The organism is Micromonospora sp. NPDC049047 (genome assembly GCF_040649135.1).
GTDB lineage: Bacteria > Actinomycetota > Actinomycetes > Mycobacteriales > Micromonosporaceae > Micromonospora.
Window position 1 is genome coordinate 244745 of sequence record NZ_JBEZEY010000002.1, and the last position, 24964, is coordinate 269708.

At 70.7% G+C, this 24964-nt stretch carries 26 protein-coding genes and 1 pseudogene; 19 read left to right on the top strand and 8 right to left on the bottom strand.

What is annotated here, in order from left to right; genetic code table 11:
- Positions 1 to 106 precede the first annotated feature (106 nt).
- Positions 107 to 928, top strand: coding sequence for a DUF3027 domain-containing protein (locus tag AB0B86_RS04120; RefSeq protein WP_357415191.1), 822 nt, complete (start codon positions 107 to 109; stop codon positions 926 to 928).
- A 37-nt stretch (positions 929 to 965) separates the two neighbouring features.
- Here the strand turns inward: AB0B86_RS04120 and AB0B86_RS04125 are convergent, their stop codons facing one another.
- Positions 966 to 1211 carry a DUF2530 domain-containing protein gene (locus AB0B86_RS04125; protein WP_278137114.1) on the bottom strand — a complete coding sequence of 82 codons (246 nt, stop codon included), beginning with the start codon at positions 1209 to 1211 and terminating at the stop codon, positions 966 to 968.
- An 88-nt stretch (positions 1212 to 1299) separates the two neighbouring features.
- Here AB0B86_RS04125 and AB0B86_RS04130 point away from each other — a divergent pair, with 88 nt between their 5' ends.
- The 4 genes from AB0B86_RS04130 (at position 1300) to AB0B86_RS04145 (ending at position 5301) form a co-directional block, all read left to right on the top strand.
- A complete protein-coding gene (locus AB0B86_RS04130; protein WP_357402858.1) occupies positions 1300 to 2778 on the top strand; it encodes an NCS2 family permease in 1479 nt (492 codons plus the stop codon).
- 115 nt (positions 2779 to 2893) lie between these two features.
- Positions 2894 to 3343: a MarR family transcriptional regulator gene (locus AB0B86_RS04135; RefSeq protein WP_030329638.1), complete on the top strand. Its 450-nt coding sequence runs from the start codon at positions 2894 to 2896 to the stop codon at positions 3341 to 3343.
- Positions 3344 to 3412: 69 nt separating this feature from the next.
- Positions 3413 to 4696, top strand: coding sequence for an MFS transporter (locus tag AB0B86_RS04140; protein WP_357402781.1), 1284 nt, complete (start codon positions 3413 to 3415; stop codon positions 4694 to 4696).
- A 95-nt stretch (positions 4697 to 4791) separates the two neighbouring features.
- Positions 4792 to 5301: a hypothetical protein gene (locus tag AB0B86_RS04145; protein ID WP_357402779.1), complete on the top strand. Its 510-nt coding sequence runs from the start codon at positions 4792 to 4794 to the stop codon at positions 5299 to 5301.
- 63 nt (positions 5302 to 5364) lie between these two features.
- Here AB0B86_RS04145 and AB0B86_RS04150 read toward each other — a convergent pair whose 3' ends face one another.
- Positions 5365 to 5877, bottom strand: coding sequence for a MarR family transcriptional regulator (locus AB0B86_RS04150; RefSeq protein ID WP_357415630.1), 513 nt, complete (start codon positions 5875 to 5877; stop codon positions 5365 to 5367).
- A 93-nt stretch (positions 5878 to 5970) separates the two neighbouring features.
- Positions 5971 to 6201, bottom strand: a pseudogene (locus AB0B86_RS04155) (helix-turn-helix domain-containing protein); the annotation flags it as partial.
- 215 nt (positions 6202 to 6416) lie between these two features.
- On the opposite strand from AB0B86_RS04155, the gene AB0B86_RS04160 reads away from it, so the two are divergent.
- Both AB0B86_RS04160 and AB0B86_RS04165 read left to right on the top strand, forming a co-directional pair.
- Positions 6417 to 7082 carry a DUF4097 family beta strand repeat-containing protein gene (locus AB0B86_RS04160; RefSeq protein ID WP_357402777.1) on the top strand — a complete coding sequence of 222 codons (666 nt, stop codon included), beginning with the start codon at positions 6417 to 6419 and terminating at the stop codon, positions 7080 to 7082.
- 37 nt (positions 7083 to 7119) lie between these two features.
- A complete protein-coding gene (locus AB0B86_RS04165; protein WP_357402775.1) occupies positions 7120 to 7959 on the top strand; it encodes an alpha/beta hydrolase in 840 nt (279 codons plus the stop codon).
- Positions 7960 to 8050: 91 nt separating this feature from the next.
- Here AB0B86_RS04165 and AB0B86_RS04170 read toward each other — a convergent pair whose 3' ends face one another.
- Complete coding sequence (locus AB0B86_RS04170; RefSeq protein ID WP_357402773.1) at positions 8051 to 8311, bottom strand: hypothetical protein; 261 nt, start codon at positions 8309 to 8311, stop codon at positions 8051 to 8053.
- A 167-nt stretch (positions 8312 to 8478) separates the two neighbouring features.
- Between AB0B86_RS04170 and AB0B86_RS04175 the strand changes: the two genes are divergently transcribed.
- A complete protein-coding gene (locus tag AB0B86_RS04175) occupies positions 8479 to 8988 on the top strand; it encodes a hypothetical protein (RefSeq protein ID WP_357415193.1) in 510 nt (169 codons plus the stop codon).
- Between the two features lie 79 nt (positions 8989 to 9067).
- Here AB0B86_RS04175 and sepH read toward each other — a convergent pair whose 3' ends face one another.
- The 3 genes from sepH to AB0B86_RS04190 form a co-directional block, all read right to left on the bottom strand.
- The gene (gene sepH / locus AB0B86_RS04180) at positions 9068 to 10147 is read right to left on the bottom strand and encodes a septation protein SepH (protein WP_357415195.1); all 1080 of its coding nucleotides are present in this window, start codon (positions 10145 to 10147) and stop codon (positions 9068 to 9070) included.
- A 185-nt stretch (positions 10148 to 10332) separates the two neighbouring features.
- Entirely contained in the window at positions 10333 to 11460 is a 1128-nt protein-coding gene (serC, locus tag AB0B86_RS04185) for a phosphoserine transaminase (protein ID WP_357402766.1), read from the bottom strand.
- Positions 11461 to 11566: 106 nt separating this feature from the next.
- Positions 11567 to 12673 (bottom strand): citrate synthase 2, encoded by a 1107-nt coding sequence (locus tag AB0B86_RS04190; RefSeq protein WP_357402764.1) that lies wholly within the window; start codon positions 12671 to 12673, stop codon positions 11567 to 11569.
- A gap of 280 nt (positions 12674 to 12953) precedes the next feature.
- Between AB0B86_RS04190 and pdxH the strand changes: the two genes are divergently transcribed.
- The 7 genes from pdxH to AB0B86_RS04225 all read left to right on the top strand — a co-directional run bounded on the left by pdxH (position 12954) and on the right by AB0B86_RS04225 (position 19047).
- Positions 12954 to 13580 carry a pyridoxamine 5'-phosphate oxidase gene (pdxH, locus tag AB0B86_RS04195; RefSeq protein WP_357402856.1) on the top strand — a complete coding sequence of 209 codons (627 nt, stop codon included), beginning with the start codon at positions 12954 to 12956 and terminating at the stop codon, positions 13578 to 13580.
- On the top strand, positions 13577 to 14875 hold the full coding sequence (locus AB0B86_RS04200) for an MFS transporter (protein WP_357402762.1): 1299 nt from the start codon (positions 13577 to 13579) through the stop codon (positions 14873 to 14875). Before pdxH ends, AB0B86_RS04200 begins: the two co-directional genes overlap by 4 nt.
- Before the next feature lie 18 nt (positions 14876 to 14893).
- Complete coding sequence (locus tag AB0B86_RS04205) at positions 14894 to 15823, top strand: aldose 1-epimerase family protein (protein WP_357402760.1); 930 nt, start codon at positions 14894 to 14896, stop codon at positions 15821 to 15823.
- Positions 15823 to 16425: a nitroreductase family protein gene (locus AB0B86_RS04210; RefSeq protein ID WP_357402758.1), complete on the top strand. Its 603-nt coding sequence runs from the start codon at positions 15823 to 15825 to the stop codon at positions 16423 to 16425. Before AB0B86_RS04205 ends, AB0B86_RS04210 begins: the two co-directional genes overlap by 1 nt.
- Before the next feature lie 187 nt (positions 16426 to 16612).
- Positions 16613 to 16918 (top strand): type II toxin-antitoxin system VapB family antitoxin, encoded by a 306-nt coding sequence (locus AB0B86_RS04215; RefSeq protein WP_030329612.1) that lies wholly within the window; start codon positions 16613 to 16615, stop codon positions 16916 to 16918.
- A gap of 44 nt (positions 16919 to 16962) precedes the next feature.
- Positions 16963 to 18126, top strand: a complete 1164-nt coding sequence (locus AB0B86_RS04220; RefSeq protein ID WP_357402756.1) for an acyl-CoA dehydrogenase family protein — start codon at positions 16963 to 16965, stop codon at positions 18124 to 18126.
- Positions 18127 to 18225: 99 nt separating this feature from the next.
- Positions 18226 to 19047, top strand: a complete 822-nt coding sequence (locus tag AB0B86_RS04225) for a DUF4230 domain-containing protein (protein ID WP_357415197.1) — start codon at positions 18226 to 18228, stop codon at positions 19045 to 19047.
- 270 nt (positions 19048 to 19317) lie between these two features.
- Here the strand turns inward: AB0B86_RS04225 and AB0B86_RS04230 are convergent, their stop codons facing one another.
- A complete protein-coding gene (locus AB0B86_RS04230) occupies positions 19318 to 19527 on the bottom strand; it encodes a PspC domain-containing protein (RefSeq protein ID WP_357072623.1) in 210 nt (69 codons plus the stop codon).
- A 355-nt stretch (positions 19528 to 19882) separates the two neighbouring features.
- Here AB0B86_RS04230 and AB0B86_RS04235 point away from each other — a divergent pair, with 355 nt between their 5' ends.
- The 4 genes from AB0B86_RS04235 (at position 19883) to AB0B86_RS04250 (ending at position 24958) form a co-directional block, all read left to right on the top strand.
- Positions 19883 to 21253 (top strand): L-serine ammonia-lyase, encoded by a 1371-nt coding sequence (locus AB0B86_RS04235; protein WP_357402751.1) that lies wholly within the window; start codon positions 19883 to 19885, stop codon positions 21251 to 21253.
- 72 nt (positions 21254 to 21325) lie between these two features.
- Positions 21326 to 22153 (top strand): ABC transporter permease, encoded by an 828-nt coding sequence (locus tag AB0B86_RS04240; RefSeq protein ID WP_357402749.1) that lies wholly within the window; start codon positions 21326 to 21328, stop codon positions 22151 to 22153.
- 1 nt (position 22154) lies between these two features.
- Positions 22155 to 22901, top strand: a complete 747-nt coding sequence (locus tag AB0B86_RS04245) for an ABC transporter ATP-binding protein (RefSeq protein WP_357402747.1) — start codon at positions 22155 to 22157, stop codon at positions 22899 to 22901.
- Positions 22898 to 24958 carry a DUF5941 domain-containing protein gene (locus tag AB0B86_RS04250; RefSeq protein ID WP_357402745.1) on the top strand — a complete coding sequence of 687 codons (2061 nt, stop codon included), beginning with the start codon at positions 22898 to 22900 and terminating at the stop codon, positions 24956 to 24958. Before AB0B86_RS04245 ends, AB0B86_RS04250 begins: the two co-directional genes overlap by 4 nt.
- Positions 24959 to 24964 lie beyond the last annotated feature (6 nt).

Here is a 24964-nt window from a genome sequence, read left to right on the forward strand (position 1 = left end):
GTGCACCATCCTCGCCCATCTGATCCGGGTACGCCGCACCACTGCGGGGAAAGGTTCCCCGGGAGTCACTGTCACCCCTGCGGGGCGCATGGGGAACAATGGTTAGGTGACCAGGCCTGTCTCCACCCGTGCCGCCCGTCTCGACCAGGTCTGCGCCGCCGCCGTCGAGGTGGCCCGCGCTGGCATCACCGAGGTCGACGCCGACGATGTCGGCGACCACCTGCAGGTCGTGGCCGAGGGTGAACGGCTTGTCACCCACTACTTCGAATGCCTCCTCGCTGGCTACCGCGGTTGGCGGTGGGCGGTCACCGTCACCCGGGTGTCGCGCAGCAAGACGGTGACAATCTGCGAGACGGTGTTGCTGCCCGGCCCGGACGCGCTGCTCGCGCCCGGTTGGCTGCCCTGGCAGGAGCGGCTCAAGCCGGGCGATCTCGGTCCGGGTGACCTGCTGCCCACGGCCCCGGACGACGATCGCCTGGTCCCCGGTTACCTGCTCTCCGACGACCCGGCGGTCGAGGAGACGGCGTGGGAGTTGGGCCTCGGGCGGGCGCGCGTGCTCTCCCGGGAGGGCCGCGCCGACGCGGCGCAGCGCTGGTACGACGGCGACCACGGCCCCGCCGCGCCCATCTCCACCGCCGCACCGGCCGCTGCCCGGTGCGGCACCTGCGGCTTCTACCTGCCGCTTGCGGGTGCGATGCGGCAGGCGTTCGGGGCCTGTGGCAACTTCTACGCACCTGACGACGGCCGGGTGGTGAGTGCCGACCACGGTTGCGGCGCGCACTCCGAGACGCTCATCGAGGCGGCCGAGACCGCCGTGGAAGAGCTACCGACGGTGTACGACGACAGCGCGGTGGAGGCCATGTCGGTAAGCCGCGCCCTGGGTTCGGTGGAGGCAGCCGAGCCGGCGGAGCCGTACGGGCACTCCTGACCGTTCGCGCCGGGGTGCCCCGGGGGCGGCGGGTAGGTCAGCTCGCGCGGCGGCGGCGACGGTTGGCGTCGTGCCGCATCATCACGGCGAGGCCCGGGAAGCCCCACAGGAAGCCGGCGAGGCAGGTCCAGAGCCAGTTCTGGTGACCGTGGTCGGTCAGCCAGCCGCGGAAGAAGATCAGCAGGATCAGCCCGGCCAGCGCCCACGCGATCAGACCGGCGAGGGCGAACGGCACCATCGGCGGGTCCAGTGGTGCGGGCCGCGGTGGCTGCTCGTTCGGCATTCGGCAAGCGTACGCGATCCACTTCCCCTGCCCGTTCGTGATCTGGGACGATGCGCGCGTCAACCGGAAGATCACCTGCGAGGACCTGATGGCAGTATTGCCGCCCGACAACGGCACACCTCCCGACCCCGCTCACCCACGTAACGGCTTCGACCGGTTCTTTGAGATCTCCGCCCGTGGCTCGACGATGAGCCGTGAGGTACGCGGCGGCCTGGCGACCTTCTTCACGATGGCGTACATCGTGGTGCTCAACCCACTGATCCTGGGTGGTGCCGTCGACGGTGACGGCAAGACCCTGCCGATTCCCGCGCTGGCTGCCGCGACCGCGCTGGTCGCCGGCCTGATGACCATCCTGATGGGCGTGGTCGGCCGATTCCCGCTGGCGCTCGCCGCCGGGCTGGGCGTCAACGCGCTCGTCGCGTACGAGATCGCGCCCGAGATGACCTGGGCCGACGCGATGGGCCTGGTGGTGATCGAAGGTGTGATCATCGCGGTGTTGGTGCTGACCGGTCTGCGGACCGCTGTGTTCCGGTCGGTGCCGACCCAGCTGAAGACCGCGATCGGGGTCGGTATCGGTCTGTTCCTGACCATCATCGGTCTGGTGGACGCCGGCTTCGTCCGACGGCTCCCGGACGCCGCAAACACCACAGTCCCGGTCGGCCTGGGCATCGGCGGCAAGCTGGTGAGCTGGCCGCTGCTGGTCTTCGTGGTGGGTCTGCTGATCACCCTGGTGCTCGTGGTGCGCCGGGTGAAGGGCGCGATCCTGATCGGCATCCTCACCTCCACGGTGCTCGCGGTGATCGTGGAGGCGGTCGGCAACATCGGCCCGTCGTTCGTCGACGGGAAGCCCAACCCGAAGGGCTGGGCGCTGAACGTGCCGGAGTTGCCGAAGACGATCGTCGACCTGCCGGACCTGTCGCTGCTCGGCAAGTTCAACGTGCTGGACTCGTGGGGGCGGGCCGGCTGGGTGGTCGTGCTGATGTTCGTCTTCACGCTGCTGATCACCGACTTCTTCGACACCATGGGCACGATGGTGGCGGTGGGCCAGGAGGGCGGCCTGCTCGACGAGCAGGGCACTCCGCCGCGGACCAAGGAGATCCTGTTCGTCGACTCGGTCGCCGCGGCGGCCGGCGGTGTGGCCAGCACCTCCAGCAACACGTCGTACATCGAGAGTGCCGCAGGTGTCGGTGAGGGCGCCCGGACCGGTGTGGCCAGCCTGGTCACCGGCGTGCTGTTCCTGTTGGCGATGTTCCTGGCGCCGCTGGTGGTGATCGTGCCGTTCGAGGCGGCCTCGACGGCCCTGGTCGTGGTCGGTTTCCTGATGATGACAGCGGTCCGGACGATCGACTGGTCGGACTACGAGATCGCCATCCCGGCGTTCCTCACCATCGTGCTGATGCCGTTCACCTACTCCATCTCCAACGGGATCGGTGCCGGCCTGATCACCTTCGTGGTGCTCAAGGTGGCGCGCGGTAAGGCCCGGGAGGTCCACCCGCTGCTGTATGGGGTGGCCGCGCTGTTCGTGCTGTACTTCCTGCGTGGGCCCATCGAGTCGCTGGTGCTCTGACGCGTGTCCGGGCGGGAGATGAAACAGGATTTCCCGCCCGGATCAGCATTAACGTCCTCGTGAGCCTGGTCATAACCGATGTCGTTAGCCATGCTCATTAGTTAAGCTAACTACTGTGACGGAGCGGACGGTGACGGCGAAACGCGTGCCACCGGCGCAGCTGGCCCCCCAGTTGCGTGATGCGATAACTCGACTCAACCGGCGGGTCCGCCAGGCCCGACCGGTCGGCGACCTCACGGTCACCCAGGTCTCCGCGCTCACCAGCCTGCGGCTGGCGGGTGCGATGACCCCCCGGGAGTTGGCCGACGTCGAGCGGGTGCAGCCACCGACGATGACCAAGATCGTTGGGAAGTTGGAGGACCGCGGCCTCGTGCAGCGGACACCCCATCCGACCGACGGCCGGCAGGTCATCCTCGCGGCGACCGAGGGAGCGCAGGCCGTGCTCGACCAGTTCGAGCGGGCCCGCGACGAGTGGCTGGCCCACCGGCTGGCCGCACTCGACGAGGACGAACGGGAGACCCTGCAGCGGGCCGCCGAGATTCTTCAGCAGCTCGCTCGCGCCTGAGCCGCACCACCCCACCGGGCCGTGCCGTCACCTGTCGATGACGCGTACGTCCGAGGAGGCGCACCAAGAGTGCAGGCCAAGCTGAGCACGATGTTCCAGTCCCTACAGGTTCGCAACTACCGCCTTTTCGCATCCGGGCAGCTGATCAAGTTGGTCGGCGTCTGGATGATGTTCATCGCCCAGGACTGGCTCGTCCTCGACCTCTCCAACAACTCGGCCACCGCGCTCGGCGTGGTCACCGCCTGCCAGTTCACCCCGGTGCTGCTGCTCACCCTGCTCTCCGGCCGGCTGGCCGACCGGTACGACAAGCGGGTGCTGCTCTTCGTCGCCAACGCCTTCTGGAGCCTGCTGGCGCTGGGCATGTCCCTGCTGGTCCTCACCGACCTGGTGCAGCTCTGGCACGTCTTCGCCTTCGCGGCGCTGCTCGGCACGGCCAACGCCGTCGAGACCCCGGTCCGCCAGGCGTTCGTCTCCGAACTCGTCGGCACGCCCCTGCTGCCCAACGCGCTGTCACTGAACGCCGCAGTGTTCAACTCCGCCCGGATCGTCGGCCCGGCCGTCGCCGGGTTGGCCATCGCCGCGTTCGACGTCGGCCCGGTCTTCCTCTTCACTGCCGTCAGCTCCATCGCGCCCCTGGTGAACGTCGTCCGGATGCGCACCGCCGACCTGCACCGTGACGCCCTGTTGCCGCGCGACGAGCGGGCGTCCGCCCGGGTCATCGACGGGCTGCGGTACGTGTGGCGCCGGCCCGACCTGCTGCTGCCGATGGCGGTCATGTCGGTGATCGGCATGTCGCTCTTCAACTTCCAGCTCACCCTGGCCGCACTGGCGAAGACGGTCTTCAACACCGGGGCCGCCTCCTTTGGCCTGTTCAGCACGGCTCTGGCCGTCGGCGCGCTCGGCGGTGCGCTCAGTGGCACCGGCCGGCGCAGTCGCCCGTCGGTCTGGTTGGTGCTCGGCGCCGCGATCGCCTGTGCCAGCTTCGGCACCCTGGTCGGCCTCGCGTCGGCGTACTGGCTGGTGGTGGTGCTGCTGGTGCCGACCGGCTTCTTCATGGTCTTCTTCGCCCAGGCGGCCAACCAGCGGGTTCAGTTGGGGGTGGACGCGGCCTTCCGGGGTCGGGTGATGTCCCTGTGGGTGCTTGTCTTCCTGGGCACCAATCCGGTCGGCGCGCCGCTGGTCGGCTGGGTCGCGGAGCACTTCGGGGCCGGTGCCAGCATCTGGATGGGCGCGTTGATCTCGCTGGCCGCCGCGCTGATCGCCCTCACCTGGCAACTGCGCCGCTCCGGCGCCCGGCTGCGCTTCCGGGTGCTCCCGATGCCCCGCTTCTACGTGACCTCCACCGACTGCTGAGGTTTACCGCCGCTGGGGTCGCGCCTGGTTGAGCGGATGCTGCGGATGCGGCCAAACCGCTGGCGAGTCGGCACGACGGGACTTAGCGTCGATGTGTGGGAGTCGGACGCGCGCTGATGCTGGCCTTGGCGTTTCTTGCCGTCGCCAGTCTGCCGGCTGCCTTCGCCCTGCTCTTCTGCTACGACGAGATCCTCGACCGGGTCGTCTGCGGCTGGTCCGAGTGGCGGGAGCGCCGCCGGGAGCGGCGCACCATCGCCCGCCTGGACCGGGCCGTCGAGGCCGACGCGCTGACCCGCGACATCGACCTCACCGAGTTCGACAGGGCCGACCGGCGACCCCTGCAGCAGCTCGCCGCCGACCTGCGCCGCCTCGGCGGTCAGCGGCTCGGTGGCAGCGGTCGGTCGATGGTGTGGCACGGCGCGCTCCTACAGGCGTACGACGACCGGCTCCGGCTGGCCTGTCGCGCCCTCGGCATCACCGAACACCTCGCCGAGTTGACGGGCGTCGACCAGGAGATCGAGCGGGTCCGGGTGGAGGGCGTGCTGCACGCCGCCGGGCTGGCCCTGCCCGCGGCCCGGGCCGGGCACCGGCAACGGCACCGCTGAGCGACGGTCGCGGTTCCGCCCCACCCTGACCCTGGCCCGGCGACCCGATGGATTCGGCTCGCGCTACGAACGGCTCTCCGCCTGGTCGTGCTGACCCGGTGCCGTCGGCGCGACAGCCGGCACGGGAGCCTGGCCCTGGTCCGAAGTCGGTTGGTCGGCCGCCGTACCGGGTCTGATGTGGAGGACTTCGCGGGCCTGTTCGGCGGCGCGGATGATGCTCTCGCTGATGAAGTCGAGGAACCGGGCGATGTTCTCCAGGCGGGCGGCGGCCGGCGTGTGTGGGCCGAGCAGGGCGACACCCTGCCGTGCGACGGCGACGAGCTGGTCGTTGGCTCGGGCGCCGGCGATCGTGGCCTGGTAGAAGAGCTCGTTGTCGACGACGTAGCGGTCGCGGCGGCGTTCGTCACGTTCGCGCCGCACCAGGCTCTGGCTCTCCAGGAAGGTGATCGCCTTGGAGATGGACGCCGGGCTGACCTGGAGGCGCTTGGCGAGCTCGGACGCGGTGAGGCTGCCCGCGTCGGTGGTGAACAGGCGGGTCAACACGCGGGCCGCCATCTTGCTCAGCCCCGACCCCATGAGGACGGTGGTGAACGCCTCCTCGTATTCGGCCACAGCCTCGGCGTCGCCCCCGTGCTGCTGGACGACGGACCCGGTCGGAGCGGAGGAGTCGGGCCGGCGCCGGTGGGCGCGGCGTTCGGTGGCGCGGTGGGCCAGGTCGGCGCGGTAGGCAAGGGGGCCGCCGTTGCGCATCACCTCGCGGGTGATCGTCGAGGTGGGTCGGTCGAGACGCCGGGCGATCTCGGCGTAGGAGAGGCTGTCGGCAAGCCCCAGCGCGATCTGGTGGCGTTCCTGCTGGGTGAGTCGGCCTCCGGGCATCTGATCTCCCTGGTGATTCTTCATGGCGCCCTCGTGGCCCGCTCACCATAGCGTTCACTTCTCACTCATTGCAACAGACTGCCTGTCGGGCCGTTGCGTTACTTGACCTATCGTTGCAACAATGTCGTGGCTCTTAGCTGCCAAAACAGCATGCTAATGCAATATGAGCGTTGCCGACGGATTGAAAGCAACGTAGCGTTTCCGATATCAGAAACGCCGCGCGAGCACTGGAGAGCACGATGAACTCGTACGCCACCCCCGCCCCGATCACCGCCATCCTGAACATCCCCGCCGGGCGCATCCAGCTCATCGCCGCGGACCGCGCCGACACCACTGTCGAGGTGCTGCCGACCGATCCGGCCAAGCGCCGCGACACCAGGGCCGCCGAGCAGACAATCGTCGCGTACGCCGACGGCGTCCTGCGGATCACGGCCGCCACCCCCGGCAACGCGCTCGTCGGCCCCTCCGGGTCCGTGCAGGTGACGGTCCAACTGCCCGCCGACTCCCGCATCGACGCCAAGGCCGCCAGCGCCGAGCTGCGGGGAGTGGGACGCCTCGGCGACATCACCTTCGACGGCGCGTACCGCGAGATCAAGATCGACGAGGCCGCGAGCGTCCGTCTCACCGCGATCGACGGCGACGTCCAGGTCGGCCGGCTCACCGGCGCTGCGGAGATCAACACCCTCCGCGGCGACATCCGGATCGCCGAAGCCGGGCGCGGCACCGTGGTGCTGACGACTCAGTCCGGCGACATCTCGGTCGCCGCCGCCGCTGGCGTCTCCGCCGCCCTGGACGCCGGCACCGGGCACGGCCGGGTGAGCAACGCCCTGCGCAACGACGGCACCGTCGCACTCGACATCCGCGCCACCACCTCCCACGGCGACATCACCGCCCGCAGCCTCTGATCCCGACCCGACCCCCGACGCGACAAGGAGTGCGGACATGACGATGAACAACGCTTCCGCGACCCGCTCGACGTGGACCGGCATGGTGCCGATCGACGACACCGCCCTGGCCGTCACCGACACCGGCGGCCCCGGTGTCCCAGTGCTCTACCTCAACGGCCAGTTCGCCACCCAGGGATACTGGCGTCGAGTCATCGCCGAACTGGGCACCGGTTGGCGGCACATCACCTACGACGAGCGGGCCCGCGGCCGGAAGTCGAAGCGCTCGGCGGACTACTCCTTCGAGGCGGCCGTCCGCGACGTCGATGCCGTCCTCGCCGCCCGGAAGGTGGACCGCGCGCTTGTGGTCGGCTGGTCGTACGGGGCCGTCGTCGGGGCGCACTGGGCCAACCGCAACCCGGACCGCGCTCTCGGCGCTGTCCTGGTCGACGGCGCGTTTCCCCACGACTGGCTCGACGAGGCCATGGAACAGCGGATCCGGAAGCTGTTCCGCCGGATGAACGTGTTCATGCCGCTGCTGCGCCCGACCGGTCTGACCCCGCGAATGAATGCCGCGCAGATGGCGGAGAGCAACATCGAGCTGGGCAGACTCTCCCGTGAGCGCGAACTGGGCCCCGTGCTCGACAACATCAGCGTGCCGGTGCGCTACGTCGTCGCCTCCGGCACGTCCCTCGGCAGTCGCGGTGACGAGCAGGAGAAGATCCGTACCAGCCTCGACGCGGTGACCGTCCGCAACCCGCACATCGAGATCGCCGCGAAGGTCGCCAGCAACCACGGCGCGATCCTCAAGAAGGACTTCTCCGCCGTCGCTGAGGCCGTACGTGCGGTTGCCGCTCTCGACCGGGCGGCGGAAACCCCGCGAGATGGCCTGCTGTAGTGGGCGAGGCCAGCATCTCCTGGGTACGCCCAGTCCGTGTCGCCGTCGAAGGGCGGGATTCGGGCTGGGCGTTCGTCCTGTAAGGGTCCCGCTAGTCCGCCTCAATGCCGGCGGCCCGCAGGATCTGGCGGACCCGTTCGCGGCTGTAGCCGGTCCGCTTGACCAGTTCCACCTGGCGGACACCGGCCCGGTACTCCGCCGCCATGGCACGGTGCAGCTCAGTGCGGGCCTGCTCGACCCGAGTCCGAGCTTCGGCCTTGATCTGCCGGGCGGCACGTGCGGCCTGATCTTCCGCCTGGGGTAGCGCCTCTTCGGCGGCCCTCAGTGCGCGCATAGCCCGTTCGAGATCCACTTGGCCATCTTTCCTGGAACCTCTGTAGGCCAAAGCAATCGGGGCAGCAGCTAGGCCAACTTGCATCTATCGCTGATTGGCCAACTACAGTATTGTGCGTATTTGGCGACATTCATCGTCGGGCGGACGCCTCTCGCGGACGTGATCGCACATCGGAGGTGCAATCTGTGGACGATCTACCCTTTCAGTTGGCCGACTGCGGAGCACCAGCAACCATCCGAATCGAGGTGTGCAGCGCCATCGAGAAATCGGGCGCTGGATCCCTGGACGGCGCGGTCTACGTCTGCCCCGCGCACCCGGATGCGGCCGCCGTTGCCATCGCTGCGGCTGGATTTACCTCCGCGGCGGGTCCGATGAGCACCGACCTGCAACGGCCATGCGGATACGTGCACGCCTACCCCACGGGTGCCCTGGCGAACGACAGCGGTCATCCCCGGTGGTGTGATCGGAACGGATGCGGCCGGCGCGGCGAACACTGGTCACAGGTCGCCGCGCTCGACGACGATCGGCAGCAACCGTCGATCGTCGCAGTGTGGCTGGTACAGACACTCGCTCCGACGGCCGAAACGATCGTGGCGTTGTCCGTCACTGACCGGACGACGGCTAAGCGGGTGTTGTTGTCCGTCGGCCAGGCGCGAGCGCTGCGTTACCGCCTCGGCAGCCTGCTTGCGGTGTGAATGGGTGGCAGGTGAGGTGGCCCGACACCGCGTGCCCTGCGTCGACGGGTGGCCGTTCGCCACCCGTCGACGCTTAGCGTCAGGACGACTCGCGCGCGGCCGGCCCGCTGCCGAAGAGCACGTCGTCCCAGCTCGGCAGGCGCTTGCGCGGCTTGCCGTTGGCGTCGGTGGACTCACCACCGGCGGCTGCCGCAGCGCCGGTGCGGCGGGGCCGCAGCACCGCCAGCGACGGCACGGCCGGCACCTCCTTGGGCGCGTCCGAGTCGTCGTCGAACGCCGACCCCTGGCCACCGCCGAGCAGCGCGGCGGCACCTCCGCCGACCGGCCGCTGCCGAGGCGCGTCCGAGCCGGCGAGAGCAGCCGGGGTACGCGGTTCGAGGCCACGGCCAGACGAAGCACCGAGCGGGCGGTCCAGGGAGGCGAGCAGCGCGTCCCGGCCGGCCCGGATCGGGTCCCGGCCAGGGCGCGGGTGCTCGGACGCCGCCGGCAAGCCGTGCCCACCACGGCTCGGCTCGCCACGCGAGGGACCGGGCAGGCCGTGCCCGCCCCGCTCCGGCGCCGGCTCCTGGCCGAGAATCGGCGTGGGCCGCTCGGCGCACAGATATTGCGCCATGTCGTCGTGCGGTGCAACCGACTGCCGGGTCTTGTCGAGATCCCAGATGGCCTGCGCGGTGGCCTTGCCGGACGGCCAGGTCGCGATGATCCGCCAGGTGCCGTCGTCCCGCCGGTACGCGTCCCAGGAAATCTTCTCGGTGTCGATGCCGTGCTGGCTCAACCGACCGTTGACCACCTCGGCCAACGGGGTCGGCTTCTCCGCGCCCTTGAGCCGGGTGCGGCGGGCGTGCTGGGCGAGCATCGCCCGCTCCTGGAGCACCGGGCCGGCATAGCGCAGCACACGGTCGACGGGCACGCCGGCGATCCGGGCGACATCCTCGGCGGACTCACCCGAGCGGATGCGGGCCTGAATGTCCCGGGGGGACAGTGAGGGAATCGGATCGGCGGCGCTCGGTGCCGCCGGCAGCGGCGGCGCGCCGGGCTCGGCGTGCAGCGCACCCGAGATCCGGTCGTCGATCGGCAGGGCGAGCAACCGCCCGACCTCGTCGGCGAGAACCAGGGCATGGCCGTCCTCGGAGAGGGCGACGAAGCGTACTGGGCGCATAGCGTTGCCTCCGTCCCGCTTCGCTGGCCGCACGCCACGAGTCGGCCACCCAGGCGTCTCGGACCACCGTACGCGCATCTGTCTCGGGGTGGGGGAAGCGACACCCCGCATGTCGCGACTGAGCTGCAACGATGATCACGGTCGGTGTCCGTGGAGGCCTCCACGAACACCGACCGTGACGAAGGTCAGAGTCGCTCGATGACGTAGTCGATGGACGCGGTCAACGCCTCGACATCGGTCGGCTCGACGGCCGGGAACAGCGCCACCCGCAGCTGGTTGCGACCGAGCTTGCGGTACGGCTCGGTGTCCACGATGCCGTTGGCCCGCAGCGCCTTCGCGATGGCGGTGGCGTCCACCCCGTCGGCGAAGTCGATTGTGGCGACCACGTTGGAGCGCAGCGCCGGGTCGGTCACGAACGGGGTGGCCACGCTGGACCGCTCCGCCCAGCCGTACACCGTGGCGGCGCTCTCGGCGGTGCGCTTGGCCGCCCAGGACAGGCCACCCTGCGCGTTCATCCAGTCGGTCTGCTCGGCGGCCAGGAAGATGGTGGCCAGCGCCGGGGTGTTGTAGGTCTGCTCCAGCCGCGAGTTGTCGATCGCGGTGACCAGGTCGAGGAAGGCGGGGATGTAACGCCCGGAGGCCTTGATCTCGGCGGCGCGATCAAGCGCGGCCGGTGACATCAGGGCCAGCCAGAGGCCACCGTCGGAGCCGAAGCACTTCTGCGGCGCGAAGTAGTAGACATCGGTCTCGCCGACGTTCACCTCCAGGCCACCCGCGCCGGACGTGGCGTCGACGAGCAGCAGTGCGCCCTCGTCGGCCCCGGCCACCCGGCTGATCGGGACGGCCACGCCGGTCGACGTCTCGTTCTGCGGAGTCGCGTACGCGTCCACGCCGGACTCGGCGACCAGCGTCGGGGCGCTGCCCGCGTCGGCCTTGCGGACGGTCGGCTCGCCCAGGAACGGCGCGTCCTTCACCGACTTGGCGAACTTGGCGCCGAACTCGCCGAAGCTGGCGAACTGGGCCCGGTCGCGGACCAGCCCGAAGGTGGCGACCTCCCAGAAGGCGGTGGTGCCGCCGTTGCCGATCACGACCTCGTAACCCTCGGGCAGCGAGAAGAACTCGGCGATGCCGGAACGCAGCCGGGCCACCTGGTCGCGAACCGTCTTCTGCCGGTGTGAGGTGCCCAGGTAGCTGGTGGCGACCTCGGCAAGTGCGGACACCGCCGCGGGGCGGACCTTGGACGGGCCGCAGCCGAAGCGTCCGTCGGCGGGCTTGAGGTCATCGGGAATCCGGATGATCGGTGCGTCAGCCACGGTCTTGAAGATCCTTCCGCAAAGGCGAGGGCGGGCCCGGCGACACTGCCGGCCCTCATCCTCGCACTCGGACCCATCGGTGGAAGCCGGGCCCCTTCCGTTCAGATCAGACGCCGTGTGGGATGGCGGCCCAGCCCTCGACGCCGGACGGCTTGCGGGACTCCGGGCCGACGTAGCGGGCGGACGGGCGGACCAGCCGCTGGAGGCGCTTCTGCTCCAGGATGTGCGCGCTCCAGCCGCCCATCCGGGCGCAGGTGAACATCGAGGTGAACATGTGCGCCGGCACCTCGGCGAAGTCAAGCACCACTGCCGACCAGAACTCGACGTTGGTGGCCAGCACCCGGTCCGGGCGGCGGGCCTGCAACTCGGCGAGGGCCGCCTTCTCCAGTGCCTCGGCGATCTCGAAGCGCGGCGCGCCCAGTTCCTTTGCCGTGCGTCGGAGCACCCGGGCGCGCGGGTCCTCGGCCCGGTAGACGCGGTGGCCGAAGCCCATCAGCCGCTCGCCGCGATCGAGTACGCCCTTGACGTAGCCCTCCGCGTCGCCGCTGCGCTCCACCGCCTCGAGCATGCTGAGCACCCGGGACGGCGCGCCACCGTGCAGCGGGCCGGAGAGGGCGCCGATGCCCGACGAGATGCAGGCCGCCGCGTCCGCGCCGGTGGAGGCCACGATGCGGGCGGTGAAGGTGGAGGCGTTCAGGCCGTGCTCAGCGGCCGAGATGAAGTACGCGTCGACGGCCTTGACATGCCGGGGGTCGGGCTCGCCGCGCCACCGCTTCATGAACCGCTCGACGATGGTCTGCGCCTTGTCGATCTCCTTCTGCGGCACCGCCGGCAGGCCGAGGCCCCGGGCCGACTGGGCGACGAAGGAGAGCGCGGTCACCGAAACCCGGGCGAGGTCCTCGCGGGCCTGCTCGTCGGAGATGTCGAGCAGTTGGCTGAGCCCCCAGTACGGGGCGAGCATGGCGACCGCGGACTGCACGTCGACCCGGATGTCACCGGAGTGCACAGGCACCGGGAACGGCTCCGCCGGCGGCAGACCCGGCCCGAACCGGCCGTCGACAAGCAGCGCCCAGACGTTGCCGAATGACACCTGACCGATCAGATCCTCGATGTCGACCCCGCGGTAGCGCAGCGCGCCACCCTCGCGGTCAGGTTCGGCGATCTCGGTCTCGAAGGCGACGACGCCCTCCAGCCCGGGTTTGAAATCGGCCATGTCGCTCTCCTGGATCTGGTCGGTGCGCCCGGTCGGCTCATCCGGCCCGGTCGGCCGAGCGCCTCAGGCGACCCTCAGGGATGTGTTCGGAACATCTTGCCTGCTGGGTAACCGGATACGCGAGCCACCCAGACTGTGCTGCACGCGACACCCCCAAACGCGCATTCTCCGCCGGACTCGGTGAGACTGGGCAGCGCGGTCTGGCCAGCGCGGGAGGGCGCCGGCGGACCTGCCGAGAAGGAGTGGGTACGTGACGGGCGACACACCTGCCCCGGCCGCGATGCGTAACGAGTACGCCGCGGACCTGGGCCTGACCGAGGCTGACCTGGCCCCCGACTGGCACACCCAGTTCGACAGCTGGTTCGCCGACGCGGTGGCCTTCGGGCTGCCCGAGGTGAACGCGATGGTGGTGGGCACCGCGGACGCGGCCGGCCGGCCGAGCGGCCGGACCGTGCTGCTCAAGGGGTACGACCCCGACGGCTTTGTCTTCTTCACCAACCACCTGTCCCGCAAGGGTGTCGAGGCGGCCGACAACCCGTACGCCAGCCTGGTCTTTCCGTGGTTTCCCATGCAGCGGCAGGTGGTGGTCGCCGGGCAGGTCGTGCCGGTGGACCGCGCGACGAGCGCGGCGTACTTCGCCAGCCGGCCGCGCGGCTCCCAACTGGGTGCCTGGGCCAGCCCACAGTCCCAGGTGGTGCCGGACCGGGCGGCGCTGGAAGGGCGCTACCGGGAGGTGGCCGAGCGGTTCGCCGACGAGGCGGAGATCCCGATCCCGCCGCACTGGGGCGGGTTGCGGGTTCGGCCCGAGTCTGTGGAGTTCTGGCAGGGTCGGGCCGGCCGGTTGCACGACCGGCTCCGTTTCCGCCGCGACGAGGGTGGCTGGACCGTCGAGCGGTTGGCGCCGTGACGGGTGTGCAGGAGGCCCGGTCGCGCGGAGCGCGGCGCTGGGCGATCGACGTACGCCCGCTGCGGGTGCCCGCGTACCGGCGGCTGTGGCTCGGCAACACCGTGGCGATGTTCGGGTTCCAATTCACGGCGGTAGCCGTTCCGGTGGAGATGTACGCCCTGACCAGGGATTCGTTCTGGGTGGGCCTGCTGGGCGTGGCGGCCTTCGTACCGCTGCTGATCTTCGGGCTCTGGGGTGGCGCGGTCGCCGACGCCCGCGACCGTCGTGCGGTATTGCTCGGTGGGTCATTGTTGCTTTGGGCATCCACCCTGGGATTGCTGGTCCAGGCGCTGCTGGATGTGGGCAGTCCGGTGCTGCTGCTGGTGCTCATGGCGTTGCAGTCGGTGGCGTTCGCGATCAGCTCGCCGGCCCGCAGTGCCATGCTGCCCCGGCTGGTGCCGGACGACCTGGTGCCGGCCGCCAGCACCCTGAACTACACGACCTTCACCGCGGCCTCGGTCGCCGGCCCGCTCGCCGCCGGCCTGATCCTGGCCGCCTCACCGGACACCGCTGTGGTCCTGCCCATCGCGTACGGGGTGGACGCGGTGCTGTTCACCGCGATGCTCTGGGCGGCGCTGCGACTGCCCGCGTTGCCGCCCGAGCCGACCGCCGACGGTGAGCCCCGCCGCGCCGGCCTGGCCAGTGTGGTGGACGGATTCCGCTACCTGGCCACCACACCGGTGCTGCTGCTGTCCTTCGGGGTGGACCTGATCGCGATGATCCTCGCCATGCCGCGGGCGCTCTTTCCGGAGATCGCCCAGGAGCGGTTCGGCGGTGGTGGGTCGGTCGGCCTGCTCTACAGCGCCATCGCGATCGGTTCGATGATCGGCGGGCTGACCTCCGGCTGGATCGGCCGGCTCCGTCGGCAGGGGCTCGGCCTGGTGGTAGCGGTGGTCGCCTGGGGAGTCGCGATCGCCGCTGCCGGGCTCGCCCACCGACTCTGGCTGATGGTCCTCCTGTTGGCCGTGGCCGGGGCCGCCGACCTGGTGAGCGCGGTGCTGCGTCAGTCGATGCTGCTGGTCTACGCACCGGACCGGATGCGTGGCCGGCTGCAGGGCGTCAACACGGTGGTGGTGGCCGGTGGTCCGCGGCTCGGCGATCTGCGGGCCGGCACGATGGCCGCCGGGTTCGGCGGCGGGGTGGCCTGGGTGGCCGGCGGGCTCGCCTCGGCGGTGCTCGTCGTGGTGCTCGCTGTCGCGTTCCCGGCTCTGCTGCGCTACCGGGCGGCGGCGGCGTCGAGCGGCGACCGGACGTGACCGGTTAGGGTCGCCGACATGGAAAGCCCCGAGCAGCGCGCGTTCTCCGGCGCCCAGTGGACCATCTCCGCCGCCGGCCACGAGGCCGTCATCGTGGAGGTGGGTGGTGGGCTGCGGACGTACCGGCACGACGGTGTCGACCTGGTCGACGGTTACCAGACCGACGAGGTATGCCCCGGCTGCGCCGGGCAGGTGTTGGCACCCTGGCCGAACCGGATCCGCGATGGCCGCTACCCGTTCGGTGAGCGGACGCACCAGCTCCCGCTGACCGAGCCGGAGCGGCACGTGGCGATCCACGGGCTGGTCAACTGGGTGCCGTGGCGTCTGGTGGAGCAGTCGGAGACCGCCGTGACCCTCGGCTACGACCTGCCGCCGCAGCCTGGCTACCCGTGGCCGCTGCGGCTGCTCAGCCGGTGGAGCGTCGGCGCGGAGGGGCTGCGCGCCGAGCACGAGGTGACGAACGTCGGTGCCGAGGTGGCGCCGTTCGGCTTCTCCGTGCACCCGTACCTGCAACTGCCGGGCGTCGCGGTCGACGACCTGGTCATGCGGCTGCCGACCCGGACCCGACTGCTTGTCGACAGTCGGTTGCTGCCGATCGGCGCCACCCCGGTGGCCGGCACCGAGTACGACTGGACCAGCCCGCGCCGGATCGGCGCCGCCGAGCTGGACCTGTGTTTCGGCGACGTGATCCGCGACGCCGACGGCGGCTCGTCGGTGGGCCTGTCCGCCCCGGACGGTTCGACCGGGGTGCAGATCTGGGCGGACGCGGAGTTCGGCTGGTGGCAGGTGTTCACCGGGGATGCGCTCACCGGTGTGCGGCACCGCCGCTCGGTGGCGATCGAGCCGATGACCTGCCCTCCGGACGCGTTCCGGTCGGGGCGGGACCTGCTCACCCTCAAGCCCGGGACGACCTGGCGGGGTGCCTGGGGCATCCGGCCCGGGGCCTGATGGAGTTCGCCGAGGTGGTCCGGCGTCGGCGGATGGTGCGCAACTACGACCCGGACCGTCAGGTCCCGCCCGACGTGGTGGAACGGCTGCTCGACCACGCGATCCGTGCCCCGTCGGCCGGGTTCGCCCAGGGCTGGGGCTTCCTGGTGCTCGACGAGCCGGCCGACCGGGAGCGGTTCTGGACGGCCACCACCCCGGACGGCGGTGGCCGGGAGCGCTGGCTGGCCGGAATGCGTCGGGCGCCGCTCATCGTGGTGCCGCACGCCAACGAGTCGGCCTACCTGCGGCGCTACGCCGAGCCGGACAAGGGCTGGACGGACCGGTCCACTGATCGGTGGCCGGTGCCGTACTGGCATGTGGACACCGGCTTCGCGGCGTTGCTGATGCTGCTCACCGCTGTGGACGAGGGGCTGGGGGCCTGTTTCTTCGGCATTCCGCCGCAGCGGCTGGGCAGCTACCGGGATGCCTTCGGCGTGCCGGACGAGTACCAACCCATCGGTGCCATCACAATCGGTTACCGAGCACCCGACCATCGGTCACCGTCGCTGCGCCGTGGGCGTCGGGGATTGGACGAGGTTGTCCGGCGCGGCCGGTGGAGCTGAGCGCGACGTCCCGTTCGTCCGATTGAGGATCGGACGAGCGATAGCGAAACTGACATCAGGGAGCAGAACGTAACGAGCACTGGGCGGCTAGGCTGGCACGGTCATCGGTGCCGCGCCGCGCGGTGCCCGCCGCGGCCCGGCTCGGCGCCGTCGGTCGGCCCGGCCACGGGGAGGGGAGCGTGCCGTCGTGATCTTCAGAGCGGTCCGGGACGGGCGTCCCTACCCGGAGCACAACCTGACCCTCAAGCAGTGGGCGGAGATCCCGCCCCGTCCACTGCGCCTGGATCAGATGATCACCACCAAGCGCGAGTTGGCGCTCGACAAGCTCCTCGCCGAGGATTCCACCTTCTACGGCGACCTCTTCCCGCACGTGGTGCAGTGGAACGGCGGGCTGTACCTGGAAGACGGGCTGCACCGCGCGTTGCGCGCCGCCCTGCAGCAGCGCAACCAGATCCACGCGCGGGTGCTGGTGCTCTCGGAGCCGATCGAGTGACGAGCCCTTCTCCCGCGCGCTGAACCTTCGTTAAGGTGGCGTCCATGACCGCTCCGCTCGACCTGCTCGACCTGGACCTGTCACTCACCGAGGAGGAGCGGCAGATCCGCGACGTCGTCCGCCAGCTCGTCGACGACCGGGTGCGCCCGCACGTCGCCGACTGGTACGAGGACGGCCAGGTGCCGGCCCGGGACCTGGCCCGCGAGTTCGGCAAGCTCGGGCTGCTCGGCATGCACCTGAGCGGCTACGGCTGCGCCGGTGCGTCAGCGGTCGCCTACGGGCTTGCCTGCCAGGAGTTGGAGGCCGCCGACTCCGGCCTCCGCTCACTGGTGTCGGTGCAGGGCTCGCTCGCCATGTTCGCCATCTGGCGCTACGGCAGCGAGGAGCAGAAACGCCGTTGGCTGCCGTCGATGGCCACCGGCGAGGCGATCGGCTGCTTCGGCCTTACCGAACCGGACCACGGCTCCGACCCCGCCTCGATGACCACCCGGGCCCGCCGCGACGGCGACGACTGGCTACTCACCGGCGGAAAAATGTGGATCACCAACGCGCCGATCGCCGACGTCGCGGTGATCTGGGCACGCACCGACGAGGGCGTGCGCGGCTTCGTCGTACCCATGGACACCCCGGGTGTCACGGCCCGGGAGATCCGCCGCAAGATGTCGCTGCGCGCGTCAGTCACCGGCGAGATCGTGCTCGACGACGTCCGGCTCCCGGCGGACGCCCAACTGCCCGAGGCGGTCGGGCTCAAGGCGCCACTGAGCTGCCTCACCGAAGCCCGCTACGGCATCGTCTGGGGGGCGATCGGCGCCGCCCGGGACTGCCTGGAAACCACACTGGCGTACGCCGGCACCCGCACCCAGTTCGGTCGCCCGCTGGCCGGTTTCCAGCTCACCCAGGCGAAGCTCGCCGACATGGCCGTCGAGCTGGCGAAGGGGCAACTGCTCGCGCTGCACCTGGGTCGGCTTGCCGACACCCACAGGTTGCGGCCCGAGCAGGTGAGCGTGGGCAAGCTGAACAACGTGCGGGAGGCCCTCGCCATCGCCCGGCAGTGCCGGACCATCCTCGGCGCCAACGGTGTCTCCGGCGACTACCCGGTGATGCGGCACGCCAACAACCTGGAGAGCGTGCTGACCTACGAGGGCACCTCCGAGATCCACCAGTTGGTCGTCGGGCAGCGCCTCACCGGGCTCTCCGCGTTCGCCTGACCTGCCTGTTTACGCCTTCCCGGCGCTCGACGCGCGACTGTCGCAGGAGGGCCGTACCGTCATCAGCAGACGACGTGTCTGACGAGGACGGTGAGCGTGATGGCCCGCGACGCTGGCAGCAACGAGCCCACGAGAGAGTTCCCCGGTTACCCGACCGGCGACGATCTCCGGGAGCGGTCGGCCACTACACCAGAGCCGACCACTGATAGTCCCGGTGGCCCCGGTGGCCCGCCGGCCGGCCCTCCCGGCGGCCCGACCGCCGGTGGCGACGGCGGTGGGGGTGGGGCCGCTCGCGGCCTGCTCCTGCTGCTCGGCGCCGCCGCGGTGGCGGTGGTGGTGCTGCTCGGCATCCAGGCGACCGGTTTCCTGCCCGATTTCCGCAACCCGTTCGCCAAGGAGCAGACCGACCGCAGCCAGCCACCACTGCTGAAGTCGATCCAGGACCTCAGCCGTTACGTGGCCGCCGAGGGCAACTTCCAGGTGGTCGTCGACACCCAGAACGACAGGCGCAACGTGCCGGACTTCCTGCTCAACGAACGCACCCTGTTCGTCGGAGCCGGCAGCGTCGAGGCGTACGTCGACTTCACCAAGATCGGTGACGGTGCCATCGTGCAGTCCGCCGACGGCAAGTCCGTCGAGATCAAGCTGCCCGCGCCGCAGCTCGGCGAGACCAACCTCGACATGGAGAAGAGCTACGTCTTCGCGGAGCAGCGTGGCCTGCTCAACCGGCTCGGCGACCTGGTCGGCAACGACCCCAACCGGCAGCAGCAGATCTACCAGCTCGCCGAGGATCGGATCACCGCCGCCGCCCGCGACAGCGGTCTCTCCGCCCGAGCCGAGGAGAACACCCGCAAGATGCTCGAAGGGCTGCTGCGCTCCCTCGGCTACCAGCAGATCACAGTGACCTACACGGCCCCCTGACCGTCCACACCCCGTACGCGGAAGCGCCCGCCCCGACGTCCGTCGGAGCGGGCGCTTCTCCATCGGGGCCGTCGGCAGCGCCGGTGGCGGTCACGGTCGGCGGTCGTCGCCTGTGGCCGCTGTCGATCAACGTCGAGGTGGGCAGCAACTTCCTGGAAACAGGGGCCTTGGACGTGCGGGAGGCCACTACAACAGGGTTGTAGTGGCCTCCCGGACGCGATGTCGCCTCGACGTCGGCGCCGGTGACGCGGGGCGCGTGAGGGGTGGGGATCAGTGCTGGGTGGAGGCCAGGTAACGGTCCTCGTTCGGCATGAGCACCCAGAGGATCAGGTAGACGATCACCTGCGTGCCGGGCAGCAGCAGGGACAGCAGGAACAGCAGCCGGACCATGCCGGCGGACATCCCGAACCGCCGACCGAGGCCGGCGCAGACACCGGCGAGCATGCGCCCCTCGCGGGGCCGGACCAGTTTGCGACTCATCGTCGTACTCCCACTCTGCGGCGGTGCGCCGCGTCTGCAATCCACGGTAGAAGGGGGCAGCCACTTCGCCCTCGGTCGCGAGGATGAACGGCAGCACGTGGACCCGTAGGTGCATTACCCGGGGAGACCCCGGCTGACGCCTCCGCCCCGACGGGGTCGGGGCGCGGCGACAGCGGGGGGTGCGGTGGCGGGTGGCGGGGGTGCGGTGAGCTGGGCGGGTACGCTGGCAGATCGGCCACCCACACCCCGGGCGGCCGGAACCCATACCCCGGTCGATCACGAGCGGGGCCGTCAGATCGACGGTCCTGGCGCGGCCGGGTCCCGTACGCCGGGACGACGGCGAGGAAGCGCAGCCATGATCAGTGTTTTCGACCTCTTCAGTGTCGGTATCGGGCCGTCCAGCTCGCACACGGTGGGGCCGATGCGGGCCGCGCGGACGTTCGTCGCCGGGCTCAAGGCCGACGGTCTGCTCACCGACGTGGCGCGGGTGCAGGCCGAGCTGTTCGGCTCGTTGGGTGCCACCGGGCACGGTCACGGCAGCGGTCCGGCGGTGCTGCTCGGCTTGGCGGGCGAGTCGCCGGAGACCGTCGACACGGACAGCATCGGACCTCGGGTCGAGCGGATCCGGGCCGAGCGGCGGATCAGCATCCTGGCCGCGCACGAGATCGACTTCGACCCGGATCGGGACCTGACGTTGCACCGGCGGCGTTCGCTGCCGTACCACCCGAACGGGATGACCTTCGCGGCGTACGACCGGGCCGGCGTCGAGCTGCGCAGCCGCACCTACTACTCGGTGGGTGGCGGGTTCGTGGTGGACGAGGCCGCAGCCGGCGCGGACCGGATCAAGCCGGACAGCACGCGGGTGCGGTACCCCTTCCTGACCGGGGCGCAGCTGCTCGACGTCACCACCTCCACCGGCCTGTCGATAAGCGAGGTGATGCTGGCCAACGAGCGCTCCTGGCGCAGTGAGGCGGACATCCGGGCCGGCCTGCTGGAGATCTGGCGGGTGATGCGGGAGTGCGTGCAGCGCGGTTGCGAGCGGGACGGCGTACTCCCTGGGGGGTTGAAGGTTCGGCGGCGGGCGGCGGAGCTGCGGCGGGGCCTGGAGGCGGACGCCGGGACGCCCGACCCGCTGCACGCGATGGACTGGGTGACGCTGTTCGCTCTCGCGGTGAACGAGGAGAACGCGGCAGGCGGCCGGGTGGTCACCGCGCCGACGAACGGTGCGGCCGGGATCATTCCGGCGGTGCTGCACTACTACACCCGGTTCGTGCCGGGCGCCGACGACGACGGTGTGGTGCGGTTCCTGCTGACGGCCGGCGCGATCGGGGTGCTGTTCAAGGAGAACGCGTCGATCTCCGGCGCGGAGGTCGGCTGTCAGGGTGAGGTGGGTTCGGCGTGCTCGATGGCGGCGGCCGGCTTGGCCGAGGCGCTCGGCGGCACCCCGGAGCAGGTGGAGAACGCGGCCGAGATCGGGATGGAGCACAACCTCGGGTTGACCTGTGACCCGGTGGGTGGCCTGGTGCAGATCCCCTGCATCGAGCGGAACGCGGTGGCTAGCATCAAGGCGATCACGGCCGCCCGGCTGGCGCTGCGCGGCGACGGTGTGCACAAGGTGTCGCTGGACAAGGTCATCAAGACCATGCGGGAGACGGGCGCCGACATGAAGGTCAAATACAAGGAGACGGCGCGCGGCGGTCTGGCCGTCAATGTGATCGAGTGCTGAGTACGGCCGATTCGGGGCATTCGTTCACCGACTGCTAACCTGTCGTCCGTTTCAGGAGGCGGGAGGCTCGCGGTGACCTCTGGCGTCGCGGCGTTGTGGTCGCACCGCAACTCGCTGCGCATCCTGGTCCGACGGGATCTGGCGGTCAAGTACCAGCAGTCGGTGCTCGGCTACTTCTGGTCGTTGATCGAGCCGCTCGGCATGGGCGCCATCTACTGGTTCGTGTTCGGGGTGCTCTACTCCCGGGACACCGGCCGGCATCTGGGCGAGGCGGCCGGATCGTACCCGCTGTTCCTGATCACCGGGATCTTCGCCTGGATGTGGACCAGTTCGGCGCTGAGCGAGGCGACCAACGCGCTCACCGGCCAGTCCCGGTTGATCACCACGATGAACGTGCCGCGTCAGGTCTTCCCGATCGGCCGGGTCACCGGCCGGTTCGCCGAGTACGCGGCCGGCCTGCCGATCCTGATCGCCATCGCGGTGATCTACGCGGCGCACGGTCGGATCCACCCCGGCTGGTCGCTGCTCGCCCTGCCGCTCGCGGTCGCCGTCCAGGCCGTCCTGCTGATCGGGCTGGCGCTGTTGCTGTCCGCGTGGAACGTGCTGATGCGCGACGTGGAACGGTTGATGCGGCTGATCATCCGGGTGCTCTTCTACGCCACGCCGATCATTTATCCGCTCAGCCTGGTCCGGGAGTCCGAGCTGCCCGGCTGGTTGAAGGTGGCGTACGAGCTGAACCCGCTGGTCGGGATCTTCCAGCTGCACCACGCGATCTGGTACCCGGACGAGTTCCCGGACACCCGGCTGCTCGCCACCACCGTCGTCGGCAGCCTGCTGGTGCTGGCCGCCGGCTGGTGGTCGTTCCGTCGGCTGGAACCCGCAGTGCTCAAGGAACTCTGACATGGCCGCGCCGATCATCGAGGCCGACGGGCTGGGCATCCGGTTCGTCCGTAACCGTCGCCGCCAACTGCGGTTGCGGGAGCTGTTCATCCACCGGGGGAAGCGTGGCGCGCTGCCCGGGCAGTTCTGGCCGTTGCGGGACGTGTCGTTCACCGTCGAGCCGGGCGAGACGGTCGGGGTGATCGGCCGCAACGGCACCGGCAAGAGCACGCTGCTGCGGCTGATCGCCGGGGTGCTGATCCCGGACGAGGGCAGCATCCGGGTGCACGGCGCTGTGGCGCCGTTGCTGGAGTTGTCGGCGGGTTTCTCCAACGACCTGACCGGGCGGGAGAACCTGCACCTGGTCGGTGGGCTGCACGGACTGTCGACCGGCTATCTGAAGCGACACTTCGACGAGATCGTCGAGTTCGCCGGTGAGCAGGTGCAGGGTGCCATCGACACGTCGGTGCGGCACTACTCGTCGGGGATGAAGGTGCGGCTCGGCTTCGCGATCATCTCGCACCTGCCGCACCCGATCCTGCTGATGGACGAGGTCACCGCGGTGGGCGACGCGGAGTTCCGCAAGAAGTGCTACGCGACGATTGATCGTCTGCTCGGGGAGGGGCGCACGCTCGTGTTGGTGTCACACAACGAAAAGGACCTGACCCGGTTCTGCCGTCGGGGGTTGTACCTCGACGCGGGCCGGTTGACGCTCGACGGCACCATCGCCGAGGCGCTCGACGCGTACCACGCCGCGGTCCCGCGATGACGCTCGCGATAGTGCTCGCCGCCGGGACGCCCGCGGCGGGCCTGACCACCTCGACCGGCGAGCCATTGACCGAGCGGCTGGCCGCCCAGCTGCGCCGGGCCGGGGCGGCCGAGGTGCGGTTCGCCGCCGACCTCGACGAGTTGGCCGCGTTCGCCGACGCCGCCGACGGCCCGCTGCTGATCGCGGGCACCGACCTGGTGGCCCACACGGCGGTGCTGCGGCACCTGGCCACCAGCCCGGTCGGGCCGACGGTGGCGCTGGTGCTCACCGACCCGCCGGTGCCCGGACGGACGGCCGTGCGCGAGGAACGCGGCCAGGTGGTCGACGCCGGCCCGCTGGACGCCCTCGACGGCGCGGCCACCGGCGTGTTCGGCGGCGCGCTGCGGGTCGGCGTGGACGACCTGCCCACGCTCGCCGCCGCGGCCCGGGCCGCCACGTCCGGGATGCTTCCGGTCGCCGCCCCGATCGGTCCGGTCGGCGACGTGGCGGCGCTGCCGGCGACCGACGGGACCAGCTCCGGCGGGTCGGTCGCCGCCGGCGGTCCCGGGTCCGCCGTCGACCGGCTCGTCGCGGGTCTAGCGGCGCTCGGCACCCTGATCTTCGCCCAGCGGGTACGCCTGCTCGTCGCGCACCGGGTCGCCGACGCGCCCGGCCTGGTGGCTGCCGAAGCGGCGGTCACCGCTGTCGACGAGGACCGGGCCGAGTTGCGGCTGTCGGTGAAGGAGAAGGACGACTTCTTCTCCACCTACTTCGTCAGCACCTGGTCGCCGTACCTGGTCCGGTTGTCCGCCCGGCTCCGGCTCACCCCGTCCGGGGTGACGGCGATCTCGGTGCTGTTCGCGCTGGCCGCGGCGGTGCTGTTCGGAGTCGGCGGGCGGCCCGCGCTGGTCGGCGGCGCGGTGCTGCTCTACCTCGGCTTCGTGCTCGACTGCGTGGACGGCCAGTTGGCCCGCTACACCCGGCACTTCAGCGCGTGGGGCGGCTGGCTGGACACCATGGCGGACCGGGCCAAGGAATACCTGGTCTACGCCGGCCTGGGCTTCGGGGTGAGTCACGCCGGGCTGGGCAACGGTTGGGCCCTCGCCATCGCCGCGATGACGTTGCAGACCGTCCGGCACATGACCGACACCTGGTACGGGGTGCTGCACGACGAGGCGGCCCGCCGACCCCGGGCGGCGACGGGCAGCAGCGGCGGTATCGGCGACCGGCTCAACGCGGCGTCCACCCGGGTGCAGGCCGACACCGGCTCGCTGTCGTACTGGCTCAAGCGCACAGTGGTCTTCCCGATCGGTGAGCGCTGGGCGTTGATCGCACTGACCGTCGCGCTGTTCAACCCGCTTGTCAGCCTGATCGCGGTGCTGGTCTGGGGGGTGCTGGCGTTCGCGTACACCGGTGCCCTGCGGACGCTGCGGGCCCGCTGGATGTGGGTGCCGGTGCTGGACACGGTGGATGCCACACTGCACCGCGACGACGGGCCGTTGGCCCGGCGGCTGCCGGTGGTCCGCCTGATGGGGCCGCTCACCCTGGCGGTGATCGCCGCGCTGGGGCCGGCGGTGCTGCTCGTCGTGGCCCTGCTCGGCGATGCGCCGGACGGTCTGCGCTGGGCGGTGCCGGTGGCGCTGCTGGTGCTGCTGGCCGGTGGGCTGGGTGCCGGGGCCGCACACAACGGTCCGCTGGACTGGCTGGTGCCGGCGGCGTTGCGGGCGGCAGAGTACCTGTTCGCCATCGCGGTCGGCGTTGTCGGTGGCGCGCCGGGTTGGTTGATCTTCGGGTACGTCTTCGTGCTCACCGTGCACCACTACGACCTGACCGCCCGGCTGGAGAAACGGCAGGCGGCACCGCCGCTGCACGCGGCCACGCTGGGCTGGGACGGACGGTCGGTGCTGCTGGCCCTCGCGGCGATTGTCGGCGTGGCGGGTATCGGGCTGGCTACACTCGGTGCGTACCTTCTCGTGGTTTTCGTGGTGAGCGTCGTCCTGGCCTGGTTCGTCCGACCGGCCCGTAGCGCGCGGGCGTCTGTCGCGCCGGTGGGCGCCGGAGGTGCCGCGCCACGCTGACGGAGG

What these genes read in the sequence shown, in the direction of transcription:
- AB0B86_RS04220 (WP_357402756.1), top strand. Translation starts at nt 16,963, where the DNA reads ATGACCGCTCCGCTCGACCTGCTCGACCTGGACCTGTCACTCACCGAG.
- AB0B86_RS04150 (WP_357415630.1), bottom strand. Translation starts at nt 5,877, where the DNA reads ATGGGGTCGGGGCTGAGCAAGATGGCGGCCCGCGTGTTGACCCGCCTG.
- AB0B86_RS04210 (WP_357402758.1), top strand. Translation starts at nt 15,823, where the DNA reads ATGGAGTTCGCCGAGGTGGTCCGGCGTCGGCGGATGGTGCGCAACTAC.
- AB0B86_RS04190 (WP_357402764.1), bottom strand. Translation starts at nt 12,673, where the DNA reads ATGGCCGATTTCAAACCCGGGCTGGAGGGCGTCGTCGCCTTCGAGACC.
- AB0B86_RS04205 (WP_357402760.1), top strand. Translation starts at nt 14,894, where the DNA reads ATGGAAAGCCCCGAGCAGCGCGCGTTCTCCGGCGCCCAGTGGACCATC.
- AB0B86_RS04250 (WP_357402745.1), top strand. Translation starts at nt 22,898, where the DNA reads ATGACGCTCGCGATAGTGCTCGCCGCCGGGACGCCCGCGGCGGGCCTG.
- AB0B86_RS04225 (WP_357415197.1), top strand. Translation starts at nt 18,226, where the DNA reads ATGGCCCGCGACGCTGGCAGCAACGAGCCCACGAGAGAGTTCCCCGGT.
- AB0B86_RS04235 (WP_357402751.1), top strand. Translation starts at nt 19,883, where the DNA reads ATGATCAGTGTTTTCGACCTCTTCAGTGTCGGTATCGGGCCGTCCAGC.
- AB0B86_RS04165 (WP_357402775.1), top strand. Translation starts at nt 7,120, where the DNA reads ATGACGATGAACAACGCTTCCGCGACCCGCTCGACGTGGACCGGCATG.
- AB0B86_RS04125 (WP_278137114.1), bottom strand. Translation starts at nt 1,211, where the DNA reads ATGCCGAACGAGCAGCCACCGCGGCCCGCACCACTGGACCCGCCGATG.
- AB0B86_RS04130 (WP_357402858.1), top strand. Translation starts at nt 1,300, where the DNA reads ATGGCAGTATTGCCGCCCGACAACGGCACACCTCCCGACCCCGCTCAC.
- sepH (WP_357415195.1), bottom strand. Translation starts at nt 10,147, where the DNA reads ATGCGCCCAGTACGCTTCGTCGCCCTCTCCGAGGACGGCCATGCCCTG.
- AB0B86_RS04245 (WP_357402747.1), top strand. Translation starts at nt 22,155, where the DNA reads ATGGCCGCGCCGATCATCGAGGCCGACGGGCTGGGCATCCGGTTCGTC.
- AB0B86_RS04230 (WP_357072623.1), bottom strand. Translation starts at nt 19,527, where the DNA reads ATGAGTCGCAAACTGGTCCGGCCCCGCGAGGGGCGCATGCTCGCCGGT.
- AB0B86_RS04160 (WP_357402777.1), top strand. Translation starts at nt 6,417, where the DNA reads ATGAACTCGTACGCCACCCCCGCCCCGATCACCGCCATCCTGAACATC.
- pdxH (WP_357402856.1), top strand. Translation starts at nt 12,954, where the DNA reads ATGCGTAACGAGTACGCCGCGGACCTGGGCCTGACCGAGGCTGACCTG.